The 16308-nt window shown below is 29.8% G+C and carries 7 protein-coding genes and 2 pseudogenes; 3 read left to right on the forward strand and 6 right to left on the reverse strand.

The features are described 5' to 3' along the window. Nucleotides 1-192 precede the first annotated feature (192 nt). A pseudogene (locus P3F56_RS09615) lies at nucleotides 193-563 on the forward strand (response regulator). Between the two features lie 2164 nt (nucleotides 564-2727). On the opposite strand, the gene P3F56_RS09620 reads toward P3F56_RS09615, so the two are convergent. Then, nucleotides 2728-3543, reverse strand: coding sequence for a hypothetical protein (locus P3F56_RS09620; protein ID WP_281153796.1), 816 nt, complete (start codon nucleotides 3541-3543; stop codon nucleotides 2728-2730). 735 nt (nucleotides 3544-4278) lie between these two features. Continuing rightward, nucleotides 4279-5193, reverse strand: a complete 915-nt coding sequence (locus tag P3F56_RS09625; RefSeq protein WP_281152637.1) for a Sll0314/Alr1548 family TPR repeat-containing protein — start codon at nucleotides 5191-5193, stop codon at nucleotides 4279-4281. A 137-nt stretch (nucleotides 5194-5330) separates the two neighbouring features. Here P3F56_RS09625 and P3F56_RS09630 point away from each other — a divergent pair, with 137 nt between their 5' ends. Further along, the gene (locus tag P3F56_RS09630) at nucleotides 5331-5990 is read left to right on the forward strand and encodes an ABC transporter ATP-binding protein (protein WP_281152638.1); all 660 of its coding nucleotides are present in this window, start codon (nucleotides 5331-5333) and stop codon (nucleotides 5988-5990) included. Continuing rightward, nucleotides 5987-6370, forward strand: a complete 384-nt coding sequence (locus P3F56_RS09635) for a hypothetical protein (protein ID WP_281152639.1) — start codon at nucleotides 5987-5989, stop codon at nucleotides 6368-6370. The genes P3F56_RS09630 and P3F56_RS09635 overlap by 4 nt, the downstream gene beginning before the upstream one ends. Before the next feature lie 2188 nt (nucleotides 6371-8558). Here P3F56_RS09635 and P3F56_RS09640 read toward each other — a convergent pair. The 4 genes and pseudogenes from P3F56_RS09640 to P3F56_RS09650 form a co-directional block, all read right to left on the reverse strand. Next, nucleotides 8559-9176 carry a Maf family protein gene (locus P3F56_RS09640; protein WP_281152640.1) on the reverse strand — a complete coding sequence of 206 codons (618 nt, stop codon included), beginning with the start codon at nucleotides 9174-9176 and terminating at the stop codon, nucleotides 8559-8561. Nucleotides 9177-12123: 2947 nt separating this feature from the next. Beyond that, complete coding sequence (locus P3F56_RS09645; protein ID WP_281152641.1) at nucleotides 12124-13167, reverse strand: adenosine deaminase; 1044 nt, start codon at nucleotides 13165-13167, stop codon at nucleotides 12124-12126. A gap of 1606 nt (nucleotides 13168-14773) precedes the next feature. Next, nucleotides 14774-14830 (reverse strand): annotated as a pseudogene (locus P3F56_RS10620) (FHA domain-containing protein); the annotation flags it as partial. Nucleotides 14831-15320: 490 nt separating this feature from the next. Further along, on the reverse strand, nucleotides 15321-15425 hold the full coding sequence (locus P3F56_RS09650; protein WP_342637187.1) for a DUF3120 domain-containing protein: 105 nt from the start codon (nucleotides 15423-15425) through the stop codon (nucleotides 15321-15323). Nucleotides 15426-16308 lie beyond the last annotated feature (883 nt).

A 16308-nucleotide genomic window follows, 5' to 3' on the forward strand; every position in this document is an offset into this window, starting at 1 on the left:
TGACAATTTGTAGAAAAATTCTGGAGTGTCATTGGGAACATATTTGGGTTGAGTCAGAATTCAGACAGTGCTCAACATTCTATTTCACTAGACCTCTAGGAGAAAACGAGCGTGATTGCAGGAGCAGGCGAATCTAATAAAATTATTCTGTTGGTTGAGGACAGTAAGACTGATGTTTATTTAAACTAAGAAATGTTAAAAACTAGCGCCGTTTCTCACAAGTTGCTCGTCGTGAGTTATTGCATCTATGCAATAGATGTAATAGACTATTTACGATAACAAGGAGAGTTTACTTAAGAGCTCGATCCTAACTTGATTATCTTAGACATTGATTTTCCACAAGAAGATAGTTGAAAAGTCCTAGCAGAAATCACAATCAATATTGAAAACGAATTCCAGTGGTAGTTTTAAGTACCTATAATAATGAGGGGGACACTTTTTCCAGTTACAAACTTTATGTTAACTGTTACATAATGAAATCTAGAAATATTGAAGACCTTTTCAAACTAGTTAAAGGAATTAAATCTTTTTGGTTAGAAATAGCAAATTTTAAATTTCGATAGTACCTCAAGGCTTTCTTTCCCAAAGGTAGAAAATTCTTTAATTTCCCATAGTCTGTTAAGGTTTACCCTGCTATAGCAGGTAGCTAAAATATTCTGAGAAAACAGGAAATTCTCCTTGAGGCTTAAAAATCTACCGGAACGTGGCTTTCCTGAGTAAAAATAAGAGTTATATTTCTCCTTTAGTAAGAATATTAACTCTGTTATTTATGCAGATTGTACTATAGGAATAGTCAGGAGACTTTCAATATTTTTTTAGCTTAAACTATAAGTTTTTTATCAAGAGAAGAAAATAAATTAATTATTAGTTTTATCAGAAAACTATATTGAGTTAGTTCAATTAGATTAAAAGCAATGACAGTTTATTTAATCATTTAAATTCGATGAATTGGATTATGAGATGTCCCACGAAGCTGCAAGATAAATCTGTTTAAAATATCTAAATGAATCAGACTATAGTCTCCGGTTAGTTGTTACTTATAGTTTGGTATCAATAAATGAACCACAAACAAATAATTTAATAAATCTAGGAAATAAAAAAAATTAATTTATTTGGTTTTTCAAGAAAAACTAAATAAATTGAACATAATTGAGGATTAATAACGAAAAATTAAATTAGCTGGTAGTGTATTGAACTATAAATGTACTTTAAATATAAATGTTACTTATTTAAGTTTAATTTAAAATCTAAATAAAATATAAACAATATATTTCTTTGCAAAAAAGATATTTACTTATAAAGTAAATATAAATAAATACATGAATTGTATTTATTTATATTTAAAACTAAAAATTAAGTGGCAAAAAGTAGTTAATTTAATTAAGATATATGAATTTTAAAAGACCAAAAAATATAATGATTATTATTAATAATTGCCCCTAGCTTATCACATTAATTTTTATTTATGAAGCAATTTAACTGTTCTAATATATCGAGCAAATAATAGTTAACTACTCAAAGTTAGCTACTAAAAAACAGAGTCTTACTGCGATCATCTTCTCTTTTAAAAGATAATGTATTGGTATACATACCTGGTGTTGATTCCACAGTTAAAAAGGTTACTAAGTTAACTTACAGAAAATTATAAATCCTGATATCTCAGCTGTAGTTTGTGCATTAGCATTATAACCTATATTTTTTATATATATAACTATGTAAATCTATTTTTTATAGCAAATAAAAGATAATATTAGATTCTAATATTGTAGTTTAAGTATCTTTAATCTTATTTCTAGGATGCTAGTATACATATTATTATATAATAATTTAATTTCAATTTTTTTATTAAAAATTTAAAATTTTTAATAAAAAAATACTATTGTAGTATAATTCATTGCTGATAATTATTTTAAATTTCTGGAGACTTATTCAACTTTATTTGACTGAAATAAATATAAATTGTTTACATATTTACCAGATTTTTTATAGACTTTGTGCCTTAAAACAGACAAATAATATTTGGATAACTACCTATGATTAAATAATTAACTTAGTAGAACTGAAAGAATAGAATATAATTTTAATTGTTGACCAAAACTTATCAACAATTAGAAATAATTTAACTAATAACTAAATCTCAAAATTAGATTTTTCTAAAGTCAATTAAATCGTTGTTAATAGCTGATGAAGCTTTTGAATAAAACCTTAAAATGCTGCAAGCAATAATTAACCTTATTTTTATAAGAATTAAGTTTTTAGAGTTTTGGAGACTTCGCTAAGCAATACTTTTGGCTTTTGCTTATTATAATTTTATAACAGCTAATTCAAAAGAGCTGGATTAATAAAATAAATAAAGAACTCTAAAGGACAAAAAGATACAAACAAATCCCAATTTATTAGGTTTATAATTAGTCTCTTTAGACGGCTTTTATTTTTAAAGACAAGGCATAAGCTTGTAGACGATATAGTACAATAATAGAGTATGCTAAAACACTACGAATAGCTATGCTTCCATCCGTTGAAGAATATGTCTTTTAAAAAATTGTCCCTTTAGTAAAAGCAAGAAGTAATAACACAGTAACTTATAAATTGTCTGTAAAAACTATAATCCATCCAAAAAATACTAAATTGATCTCGTTTCCGCCGTTACTTTAATCTAGAGATCAAAATAAATCAATGTAGTATCATCTCTTAAAGTCAGTGGAATTAATGACTAGAATAATAACATTAACTATGTACTAATATCCCTAATCCAATTAGAGTAATACCAATTAGTTTACGTTCTTTAATATCTTCTTGTAAAAAGTATTTAGCTCCAAACATACTTATAAGATAAGTCAAAGCTGTTGCAGGACGAACAAAACTAATATCTAACCAAGTCAACACAGTAATAAAACAAAAAAAAGCAATTCCTTGACAGGCAATACCACTAATAATCATAGGGTTAGTAATAATTTTAATCACTAACTTAACCATAGATTGAAAAGTTAAGTTCTCTATTTTCCCTATTTTTTTCATTCCCATTGCTAAGAGCAAGTCTCCTGCAGAATCTGATAAAGAAATTCCTAAAACTACTAACCAAGATTTAGAAATTACTGCGTTCAATGGGAATAGAAATAAAGGAAAATTTTGGGGAGTTATATTTTTATTGTGAGAAACTTGGGCAGTTTGACTATCACTTAACCCAACAAAAAATGCACCAAAAGCAATTAATAAAGTACTTGCCCATCGTATTATAGAAATTCTCTCGTCCAGAAGTAACCAAGCAAATACACCATTCAAAACATAACTTGATGCGTGAATAGGTAATACATAACTCAGATCCAGATCAGAAATTGCCGTCAAATAAAGACCTAATGAAATAATTAGAACAGTAATGCCTAAAATAATCCAAATATTAGTTAAAATGTAAGTAATTAAATGAGGTATCATTAAGGGGTTAGAAAACTCAAAAATTCCAAAATTCTTCATCCCTCGACTGAGTAATATATCCCCAGAAACCTGAGTGAACGCTAGACAAGTAAGTAAAATAAAGACTTTCACAGTTATCAATAAGTTCGGTGATTAGTTGCTAATTGATCAGTTAGACGAGATTATCAGTAATGATAATGATGGGTGGTATTGTAAATAAGTGCCAATAAATTAAAAATTTTTCTAATTTAATGAGAATCTAAATTTTGCCGTGTTTAACTGCATCAGGTATGTAAGGGCCGTCATAGAAAAAACGACGGGGTGTTAACAACATTACATTGCTGGTGTTGTCGTAACTAGTCGGTTAAGCGCTTCAAATCAGATTTTTTCGATAACTCTGGTCACTAGAATCTCCTTGTAGCCCAAACATTAGCCACCATTGTTGGAGGTATATCTTCTACCTCAATATTTTTGGTAATTTTTGAAGGACTAATATCTATAGTGCGGGACAGAAAGGACACCTATGCAACTTCAGTGTCACTCAAAGTTCCCCTACCTTTCAAAATACTGTTAGGATAACGGGTTCCCACTGGAGCAATCACAAAAACTTTTTCAGTATTTTAGTACTAAAAAAGATATTAAAATTCTCAATTGGTTGCTTCAGATAATGTTCTCTGGTAGCGACAAGTGGCGTAGCGATGACTTGGACATTGTTTAAATTTAGAAAGGTAGAGTGAGTAAACCCTTGGGGAAAAGATCCGCTACTAGTCTGATAAACACCAAAAGTTAAAGCTATGGTCGCTACTACTTCTACTAACAAGAAAAGGTGATTAATTTTTAATGATACAAAAAAGTTATATTCTGTCATTAATTTGGTTTAGTCGCTAGTTTATCCATTTCCAGTTGTGCCTTATTGTGATCGTGGCGCAGAGAAGTTTGCACAGAAATCGGTAATTGTTCTACCTTAATCATTGCCTGTTCAAAATAGGTAAAAGCCTCTTGAAGATTTTCTGAATTTTGATTTTTGATACCGATATTAAGAAGAATTTGACCTTTAAGATACTGAACTTCAGGGTTTTCAGTATTACTCTCTAATGCTCGCTCAATAGATTCTAAAGCCTTATCATAGTTTTTTAAATCTCGATAGGCAGCAGATAAGGCACGACTGACCATATAATCAGGGGCTGCATATCGTTCAAAACGAGTGATCGCATCTTCTGGATTAGAAAAGGGCAAATTAACAGCTAGAATCAGGTCAAGATAGCCTTTAAGTAAATTTAATTCAGGATCATTCGGGGCTTGTTTTTCTGCCTCATCAAGATAACTAAACACCTGGGGAAGTTTATTGACTGCTCCAATAGCCCCTTTTGTTTTAAACGTATAAGCTCCTTCGAGGAAATGTCCTACAGCTAAATAAAGATTTCCCCGTAAGGGATCTTTCTCGATCAGTTGTTTAGCAGCTTTTAACGTCTGTTGGGCATAGGTATTCATGGACCCTAAGTCTCCATTAGAATAAGCTAACGATGCTCGCATAGCATGAGCCAAGGGTTCATTGGCTTCTGTCTCAACTGCTTCTTTTAGATAGATTTGAGCTTTAGAATAATCTCCTTCATGAAAGACGGCGATAAAAGCTGCTTCTGTCTGACCGCCGATGTTACGAGGATTATCCTTACGGAAGGGATCGCCAGCGAAAGAAGGACTTCCCCAAATGCTCGAGGCAACGGCACAGGCCACTGATATAGACAGAGAAATCTGTTGAACTCTAATGAATCGCGCTATCATAGCCTCACTCCTAACAACACACAATTATAATTTTAGTGGTAGACACTGAGTATTGATATTGATGCTAGCAAAAATCTGTCAAAATAAAAGAATAATTTCCAATTGTCTTTAGTATAAGTTTATACTTTGCTGTTTGAATGCTCTATCTTAAAAATGTGGTTTATCATCCCCCAGCAACCCTGACTCCTATTCTGAAGGAGGCTAACCTAGAACTTGCTCCTCAAGAATTAGGTTTGATTATTGGTCCGAGTGGTTCAGGAAAAACAACATTATTAGAAATAATAGCTGGGTTAGCCGAAAAAACCGAAGGGAAAATTTTCTGGAGAGATCACGAACTTACATCCCTAGAATTACAACAATTAGGAGGGTTGGTCTTTCAGTTTCCCCAACGACATTTTTGTGGTAGCACTATCTTAGAAGAATTACGTTTAGGACATCCAGAAATTCTTCCTTATCGCATCAAAACTGCTTTGCAAGAAGTAGGATTAGAACATATTCCCCTAAATCAGTCTCCCCATGCCCTTAGTGGCGGACAACAGCGTAGGCTAGCTTTAGCCGTGCAGTTAATTCGCCAACCCAATTTACTGCTTTTAGATGAACCCACAGCTGGGTTAGATTGGTCTATGCGCCATCAGTTAGCTAAGTTGTTAGCTAAACTGAAAAGTTGCTGGACTTTGTTAGTTGTAAGCCATGATCCAGGAGAGTTATTTGCGATCGCTGATCGTTGTTGGGAGATTCAGCAAGGACACCTAGTATCATTAGATACTGCTATGTTTAAGTCCCAAAAAAATCAATGAAACATTCCGATACTATACTCAATCAACAAGTTCAACGTTTATACCAACTTAATCTTTATCGTCGCTGGTTATTTATAATTTTATGTTGGTTAACTCTGGGTTCTTTTTCTCTTTGGAAATTATGGGAAGAATTTGAATTATGGCATGAACATTTTACTTGGGTTGCACTACGCTATGGATTAGCCTTTAACTTACTTCCTACGTTTAGTTTATTTTTTTGCATTGCAATCACTGGAGCTGTTTTGACTTGGCATAGTAGCTATATTATTTGTGGTCTTTCTCCAAGGGAAAAAGTTCGTCTTAAAAATCAGCTTAAAAAAATCCAGCAACTCAAACCGAGTCATCCTTTACGGAAATGGGTTTGTAGTGACGCAAAATAACTTTAACAACATCAAATCTAGTTATAAAACTCTAGAGAAAAAGTAGAAAAAATACAGGTTAATGAAAATTAAAAGTTATTAAGTTAAATCAACTTAATTTTATCGTTATGCACTTGTAAAGTCAGATAATTATCCTGACTTAAACTCATTCAATGATACATAAAAATTTACCTAAAACTATAAACTTCTGTATCTCACGAGTCTCGAAGCTACTACTCTAAGTAGATAGTTATCAATAAATATTAAGAACGAAAATAATTTTGTATCTCTGTATTTTAATAATCAGAGTGTAATTTATATTACTTGAATTAATTTATTAAAGGTAAGATCAAATACAGTTATTAAAACCACCTATCATTAATAATAGAATCAGTTAAAAAATACAGATCTAAAGTATTAATAATCTAAAGCAGAAAAGAAGTTTTTTATTGACTTATAAATTACTTATAAAATAAGCTTATTACTTATAATTAAGATCGTTATATGGACGAATATAGACAAAAACTATAATGGCTAGTTGTAGATATTTTAAAAAAGTACCGGAAAAAAGTTCAGGCTAAAAGCGGATTAAATTACTTAGAAAAGTTCATACTCTTTTGTAATAAAAGAAGATTAAAATTCAGAAAATAGTAGTTTTTTAAATAAAAAATGTTAAAAATTCACCTTAAAAACTTTAAAAAACTGGACAACATATATCTAAAAACTCCAATAGATATATGGTGTCTTGACGAATCCAGAGTAAGATTCAAGTCAATTAAAGGAAAAGTTTGGATTCCAATCGGGGAAAGATCAACTGCTATAGTAAGATAGGACTATAAAGAATTATATGTCTATGAACTTGTCAAACCACTAGCGGAATAAACTTTATGGAATTAAATTCCAAGAGTGAATACAAAATGGCTGAATTTAATTGATGAACATTTGGCTAAAGATGTAGGAATGTCTGAAAAAAAGTCTTATTTATACAATAAAATTCCAGATGGCATGATAGTAAAAAAATTACTGAAGAAATTACTAAGTAACATTTGTCAATTTACTCTCTAGAATTAGAGTCAGCAGAAAGATTATAGACTTTAGTAGATGAGCCTTGAGTCCATGAGTTTTTTGAAACAATTGATGGAATACAATAAGTTTTGCCAAATCCTCATGATATCCTCAGTCAAATGAAAGAAGAAATTAAAGATTAAACTTATCATAATTTGTTAGATTTTCTGTAATTTGCTGAGATAGCATTCTTATGCTATCTCAGCAAGACTTCTTTGCGCAAGACTTTGTTTAACTATTTGAGCTAAATAAGATTGATATTTAAATATTCTTTCGACAATTTTATGAACTTTTATTTGATACCATTTCCTTTATTTTAACTAGAGATTGTTTTTCTTCTTGCCTCTTCTAATGGTTTCACCCAATCTGTAATTTCTATCCTCTTGTATTTAAATACAATATTTCTACTTTCTTTATGCTTATTTAAGCTAATTTCCTTACCAGGCATATCCAAAATAGTATTATTGGTAATTATTTAAAATAATTGTTGTGTTACTCAAAAAAAATAAATGATATCATTTATTTTTTTTGAGTAACTGCTTATAAAAAAATATAATTTTACTTCCTTAAGTTAAGATAAAAACTAGAAAAATAACTGGAGTTAATTCAATTTAATCAGCATCATTATCTAACTTATTCACTAAATACTAAAATCGTGATGATATAAAAAAAATCAATATAGGTATTGATAGTATTTAAACAGGCATCACTATGCTATTCAGTTAGCTCTCACAACATCTTAGACCTATATTTATTTTCTAAATAACAGTCTAAAAAATATATTATTTATATATTTTTATATTGCGATTAGTTTTACTTAGAGGTTCATAAAAAATATTATAAATCGAACCAAATTAAAAATAAAGAAATAGCCAAGAAAGTATCGATAGGTGTTACAATTAAATTGTACAAAAAAATAAAGTCAAAAAAATTTTTTTAAAAAACTTGCTAACCAAATATATTCTAAAAACATTAAGAAATAGCAACAATTAGTTCAAAGCTCATCAGTTCTGATTGATTAATTAATGTTTTCTGAGTATGTGGTAGTAATAATAGACTTTTTTCTTCCCTCATTAGGGATTATTCATATACATCCTACCAAAACTATTATTCATATTTATGGACGATTCAACTTTTAGTGACTTTATGGATTACTCCAAAACTGTATAAACTGATAACCCAATTCTTCTAACATCTGTCTGAGCAAAGGAAGACTTAAGCCAATGACATTACTGTGACACCCTTCGATTCTATCAATAAATAAACCCCCTTTTCCATCTAAGGCAAAACATCCAGCACACTTGAGTGGTTCTCCAGTATTAACATAAGCTTCAATAGAAACATCATTTAAATTAGCAAAGTAAACCTGGGTGATACCGCAGCGAATCAAGGTTTTTTGTTGTTTTTGATCAATAATCGTATGACCAGTATACAATGTCCCTTGGTTTCCCCGTATTTTTTGCCAACGGACTATCGCTTCTTCAGACGAGTTAGGTTTTCCGTAAATTTCCCCCCGCACTACTAATAAAGAGTCACACCCTAAAATTAGACAGTCTTGAAAATAAGGGGCAACGGTTTTAGCTTTATAGTGAGCTAAAATTTGGACTAATTTGATAGGATCTTTACATCGTATTTGGGATTCGTCAAACTGACTATGACGGATAATTGGATCAATCCCAACAGTTTGTAATAGTTTTCGACGCGCCGGAGATGCAGAAGCCAGGACGAAATGGGGAGGAGTTAGAAACAAAGATGAAACCATTCTTAATAGTAAATAAGATACAAAATTTTTTCAGGAAAATTTAAAGTTACCAATTGGTAGAGAATTGACCAAGTATATCAATTAGTTTCCTCTTGAAGAAGTTTTATGTAATTTAGTGTAATTTAGTGTTTATCTAATTTTAGATAATTCATGAGTTTTACCACACTAGCGTAAAAAATTGTACCCCAAAACAAGCCAATTATGACTAAAAACTAAAAAGAGTTTTTTTCCTATTCGATAGCTTATTGTTTTCTGTCACTATTGTTGTCATCTTTAGTATTGTATTACAGTATTGAGTTGCTCTTTGATTTTAATAATAAGTCTAATTTATTTAATGTTGAACAGCAGAAAGATTAAAAGTAATTATAATTTCTCTACCAATACAAATAGTAGTAATGTTATGAAATTATTTTTTATCAGGGAATGTAACTTCGCATTGTACAATAGTTTTTATATAGTTTCTTGAACTTACTAAATAAACTATTAATTATTACAATAATTAGTACAATCTACGCCCATTTAAAACCCATTTTTTTAAACATTATTTTTTTATAAATTATGAAACTGATACTATGATCTTAAGTCTGGCTTTAAGAGTAAATAATATTTTTTACTAAAAAATATTATTTACTGCATATTTTGTTAGTGATCAATTGCCAATTAAGTTGTCGGTAAAAATATGTGTTTTTGTTGAAACTATTTTATCTTCTAGTATCTATCTAAAATCACTATCAATAAAATAATAGACTTAAAAAATATGAATTACTGTATATTTTTTAGGTCTAAAAAATATCAATTTTAATTGAATTAAGCATGTAATTTATAATTTTTAATTATACAACTCTTAAATTAAATAGAATATTATTAGTCACTAAACTATTTAGATACTTTCTTTACTAACTTCACTTTTTATTGAAACTGAACTTGAATGAAAAATAATAATTGTTTGAGTAGTCAACATTATTAATAATGACTTATACTGCTACATAAATATCTCAAGTGATATAAAGAAAATTATAATCAGTTTTTAAGTTAATAAAATAGCTAATAAACATGGTCAATATTAGTATTGATTATATAGCTACTGCGTTGTTATTTATCAATAAATAATGCAAAAATTATTTTTTAACTACTGTACTTAGTGCTGGCTCTATGACAGAGGTTGTAAATATATATCACCCTATAAATAAAACTAGTAAGAAAATAATTGATATTCATATAGAATTAACTGAAAATAGCTAAACAAAAGCATTAGTTTTATTTATAAATCAAATTTTGTAGAGTTTAAGTAAAAGTATTCCCCTTAGAAGAAATACTTTTAATTTATTGATATCAGCAAGTATTTTTCATTATTTTAATAATCTTTTAGTAGCTTCAAGTGAAATCAAGTAGGTTCTGAAACCTAATAGTTAAATATTAATTTAGGATTAGTAAAAAAAATTATAGAAATAAATCAAGCCTGCTTATAAACGATATTATTGCCAAGCTTAATTTCATAATCTGTTTAGTTCTATAAATTTTAGTTTAATTTAGTTTGGGGGTTAATGATATAGACAGCTATCTCTAATTTACAGGTTTTATTTTAGAAATTACGATTCTAGATCTAGAACAGAATGACAGATATTTTATGCAAAAATCACATTCAAGAAATTATTAGAAGATTTTATTTTTTTTAAAAACTTTATTTATTAACTTTTCTTATTAAAATTGCTGTTGTCACGCTTGCTGAAAGAGTAGACTTAACCTCCAATTATGATAATAATCAAACTATTACTAGACAAACAATAATATTCTTTTAGTGATTGGTATAAACTAACTGAATTTTACTCAAGAAACAAAGATATAACAGTTTTTCTGTAAGTTCATAATATAGTTCACCGTAACTATATTATGAACTTACAGAAAAACATGGTTTGTAGATTACTGATGTCCAAACTTATAATATAGAAGTTATTTAAAACTAATACGATTTGTCTTTAAATTTTAGTTCTTACTAAACAGCAATAGTCAATGACTATGTCATAAAAGTCTATAGCTAGACTAACAATATTTAATTTTTTTTAAAAAAATCTAATGTAAAATATTTAACTGTTCCTTGAATTTAATTAAAAACTCCTTCAATGAAAGTAAACAAAAGAATGCTTTGATATGCTTACATTTAAAACTAATGGAAAAATAGAAATATTAAATCGCCATAAAACTTATTGACTTTTTAAGTTTATTTAAATGAATAAATTCAATTGTCATTAATTTATTACCTCAGCTGAGTCCAGTAGAAAAATTGCTATGAAGACAATAATTTGGTCAAAACCAAGTAATTTTTAAAGAAATTAAACTAAAAAATTTTTAACTTTTAATAAAGTTAATCAAAGTCTAAATATGGTTTTCAAAATCAATTTAAAATCAGGCAATTTTGTTAAGACTATATAAATAATAAATAAAAATTATTTTTTACATATTTTATTGAATGAATAATCTAAATGTTCAGAATTGACATGCCATCAATAATTTTAATTATTTTTAGAATCACTGTAATAGGTAAATTAAATTAACCTTGTTATTACCTGGATAATCCAATAACTTATAATTAACTAACTCTTCTAGACTGAGTACTATTAATTAGTAGCTATAACTTCTAAAACTCTTACTTTAAGCATATTTAATGACTACATAAATTAAGTTTTTATGAAGACCAAAAACTCTACAAAGTAAGAATTTTAGCTTTTGTTTGTTATGATTTCTTTATAGCCAGTCTAGAAGAGTAAATTAAACTAAATTTGGGTTAACTCCATTGAGATAAAATCTAACTTTCTCGTACTTAATAGTTATATTATAGCAACTCCCATACTTATGAGATATGAAGTTTTTTAGTTTTTGGGAACGCGGGAACAAAGAATAGATCAAAGTTTATCTCATGAGTCTAACAAACTCTCTAATTAATTGGAAGTTAAACCGATACTAAATCTCTCTTTCCAGAATTATCTTGGAGTAATCCAATAAGTAAAGAAGCAGGAGGTTCTTTATAAGGCCAAGCAAACGCATGACGAAAAGCTGAATCTTGACAAGCTTGTAATTGGGGAAAATCAATAACATCTTGAGTCAATAGATTTTCGTATTCAAAGGGAAGACGGACATTATGTAACCCAGCATTATCTGTACAAATTGCAATATCGACCCCTGCTTCAAAACAACGATCAAAAACAACTTTTAGTTCTTTTAAATCTTCTAGTGTTCCTGTCTTTAAATAAGTAGTTGGGCAGACTTCTAAACATTGTTTTGATTGAGCAATTTCTGGTAATAATTCAGGATACCTTAAAGGTATTTGAATCCCATGACCAATGCGCATTAGATATGGTAGAAGTTCTCGATAACAACCATCTGGAGTTTCGTAAAGGTGTCCAGTAGTTTTTAACCCTAAAGAATGGGCATACTGATACAAACTAGTAAACTCTTCTAATCTTTCTCCGTAATGAGAGTCTCCTCCTGCTATATCAACAGCGCAGACATAATCTTTTATATTAGCTGCTAAATCAATAATCGCTTTATTAACTTCATAGGGTAAACGAGAGTGCATACAAAGAATCTGGCTAATAATAATCGGATATTCTTTAACTTGAGTCGCTTTTCCAACAATTTCAACAATATTTGTCATACTGTCAATACGTTCCGATTGGCTCAGATGGTCGGAAGTCCGTAAATAAGGAGTGTAGCGTAATTCTAGATAGGCTAAATTCTCAAAAATATAAGCGCCTCGAATCAATCGATAAATAAAATAGGGAAGGGTTTGTTCGGTTTGAACCTTTTCGACGAGAGTGTGTAACTCTAGATATTCATCGAGAGTATTACGTTTACGAGTGTAAAATTTTTCAAATCCTGGATATTCAGGAAATTGTCGTGCCATCTCTACGTCATGGCGTTTAAAATATCGCCAGAGAATGCGAGGAACCACAGATCCTCCTAAATGACGATGTAAGTCCGCGTATAAAGCCACAGAAACCTCCTGATAGATTGTGTTAAGATTATTTTAGTGTGTCTAAGGCTATATGAGATTAATTTCTGCCAAATTCTTCAGACGGTTTTACTACAATGTTCCTAATTTCTACAACTAAAAAAAACTAAAAATATAAAAGCTGATCCCAAATTAATCTTCGGTATTAGACATTATTATTAATTCTGAAACCTCAGACAATTATACTACAAAGTTATACGGATTGTTTGTGGTAGAACACTAATTATGGATAAAGTTAAATATAAATAAATTTTTTTTATTTTTTTTAAAAAAATATTTATTTATAAATTCTAGGCTATTTCAAAATGAAGATTTTTTCGTCTCCTCAAAGAGGAGATAGTAATGTATTTTAATAACTGGATAATTCTAAGAGTCCGAACATCTAGTCTAGTTTTTTGAAAAAATGTTCTAAATTTCTTTCACAATTGGTGCATTTTTGAGAAAAATGGTTGCTTTTTATACTCCTGATTTAATTTTACTTTTGTTCTTTACTTAAATATCAAGCATATTGTAGTAAAACGTATTTCATATTAATTTAACTAAAAAATATTTGCTTTTACTTAATGCTGACATTTTTTTATTTTTAACTAGCATCCTAAAACTTTCGAACTTATTTTATAAAGATATTTTTTAAAAAATCTAAGTTAGACATTAACAGATTTTACCACATGAAGTTTATATTACTACCTCAGCCTCTAATATGAATTAATTGATAATATTCTTATAGATATGATTTTTTAAAAAAGAGATTAACATCTTTAAAGCTAAACTATTATGTAAGTTTGTTTCAAAATTAATTTTATTTATCGAAACAGAAGGCTTTTGCTGCTTTCTTCTAGTAGTCTTAGTGATTCAATTTATTAAAATATTTTGCAAACTTCAACATAACAATAGTTTGAAAAGTTTTTAAAAACCAGTTTTCTTTAGTTTCTAGCTATTGTTCATTGATTATTTTACGGGTTATCCTACTGTGGTAGGGACTTAAAATATTTATAATTTATAAGTTTGTCTGCCGACGGCAATATATAACCCCAACTCTTTGGTGGCCGACCTCAAGCGAAAAAGGGTTTTAACTGCGTATCTGATCACCGTATAATTTAGGACGATTTTTACTCCCATTATCTCTAACAATAGCATACTCAGTATTAATCCTTATACCAATAGATATTCCGAAAGGAATGGGAGATTCCTTACTAAACTTTTTTGTCTTCTAGTTAAGATTTATAACGGACTGAGCTAATCTGATTCAGATTAGCTCAATTCACGTCTTCGTGTCCATGAAACCAAATAACCATAACTGCATCCCCAATCTATTTATCAACTCAACTCCCAGCTTGACAGAACAAATTTCCAATTAGAGAAGATAGTAGTTTATAAGCAAGTTGCCCAGCTAAGGCTATAAAACTTCTCAGATCTACCACCTTCACCGAGATTAAACGACGTTGATGTAAGAGTGTGATGTCCCTTTGTTAGGTTTTTCATTTATCTTAAGAAGGCAATCGTATTGAAGGAGAAAAAATTAAACTTTTATCCTACCAAAAGTAATGGATTCCCATTTTTAGTAGCAATAAGAACACTGACACAACGCTCATTGCTCATTAACAAAAATTCCGTTACTACTTTTTAAATCGATGAGAATGAATTCTTCTGTCTATGTTGACTGCAAAATCGCGTAATTGTGAAAAACACGGTTATCATTGACCATACAACCATTATCTTTACTTAGTTTAATATCCTAATAGCTCTTCCTCACTAAAAATTAGGTAACATTTATCTTTTTTGGTGAATCAAAGTATGTGAGGGAGATGAGCTAGACTTTCCATGAATTTTTTAGGGACGATAGGATAACGATAATTGCACAATTTGGAAATCTATTTTAGACTTAATTCTCTTAAGCAAAAGAATCTACTAGTAAAAATAGACTATCCACTAAAATTGGACTCAATATTGCACCTGCTAGAGTTAACTAATGATAATAGAGTTGTTGCATTGCCCATAAGCCAATCCATAAGAGGATTTTAAAAAAAAGACTCCCCAACTCATCCTCCATAGGGTTTGGACTTAGGCTAATGCTGCTTAAAAATAAAAATCTGTAATTTCTGACCCTAACAACGACCCCAAATAGAAAAGATTTTCTATCTTACCCCAAGTACACTAGAGTCCCAAATTGATACCGAAACTTCAATTGACTCAATAGAAAGATGAATTAAGGATTCCCAATGTAACCAACCCCAATAAATAGAAGCACCAGCTAGCTAACTCCAAGTAAGCCCCTATACTAAATCTCCCCAGTAATGGGTGCATTAGTGTCTCATTAGATAATTTCCAACCAAAGCCATCCCCCTGTCATTAATAAACTAAATTAGGAATATAAACGAATTAAAGGAGCTTGAATAAAAACTAGAAAAGACGCCAGAAATCCAGCAGCCCAAAATATTTGCCATCCTAAGAATACTTGTGAACTCCTGGGGATTAGGCTTAGGAACTGTTGGTGTGAATCATCAAGACAGTCATGGGGCAGATCGGAAGGAGATGAAATCAATATTCCGTTAACCTAATACAACTATCAATTGTAAGAATTTTTTTTACTTAACTTAACGCCAAGTTTTTCCTCGTAGATATCCCCCTAGGGGGTATACAATTCATCGTAACGAATATTACGGGGAGAATCAATTCACCCAGTAGTTAAATTATTTTTCAAAGATTCAAGGGATTTTTAGCAGCCATGCACGAAGAACTCCACACCATAATTTCTGAAATATTTAATAAGCTTTTACCTTAAGCACAGTACTGTAGCTGCGACACAGTCTAATCCTCCTAATCTGCTTCCCAGTCAGGAAATGGGGACACCTCACATCCCATCCATAAGAATGCACAGCATAGACTACAAAGTTTTGCAGTAAATCCGTCCGTAATAAGTGGTCGGAAATACAATAAACAACACTATGTTAAAAACTATTAGAGAAACAGGTAAACTGTCAACTCATGCTGGAAAAATTGGAAACTTCTTAAGATAAAAAGTTCAAACAAAGCTCAAAACCAATAGAAATATCAGTTAACTTAAATTTAACAGTAATTTTTAACCTAGTTTAATAATATTTAAAGTTTTCTATTTAGTTTTAG

Source organism: cyanobacterium endosymbiont of Epithemia clementina EcSB (assembly GCF_029919255.1).
Classification (GTDB): Bacteria; Cyanobacteriota; Cyanobacteriia; order Cyanobacteriales; family Microcystaceae; genus Rippkaea.

Coding starts and splice junctions, on each gene's coding strand:
- P3F56_RS09625 (WP_281152637.1), bottom strand. CDS start 5,193: ATGATAGCGCGATTCATTAGAGTTCAACAGATTTCTCTGTCTATATCA.
- P3F56_RS09630 (WP_281152638.1), top strand. CDS start 5,331: ATGCTCTATCTTAAAAATGTGGTTTATCATCCCCCAGCAACCCTGACT.
- P3F56_RS09635 (WP_281152639.1), top strand. CDS start 5,987: ATGAAACATTCCGATACTATACTCAATCAACAAGTTCAACGTTTATAC.
- P3F56_RS09640 (WP_281152640.1), bottom strand. CDS start 9,176: ATGGTTTCATCTTTGTTTCTAACTCCTCCCCATTTCGTCCTGGCTTCT.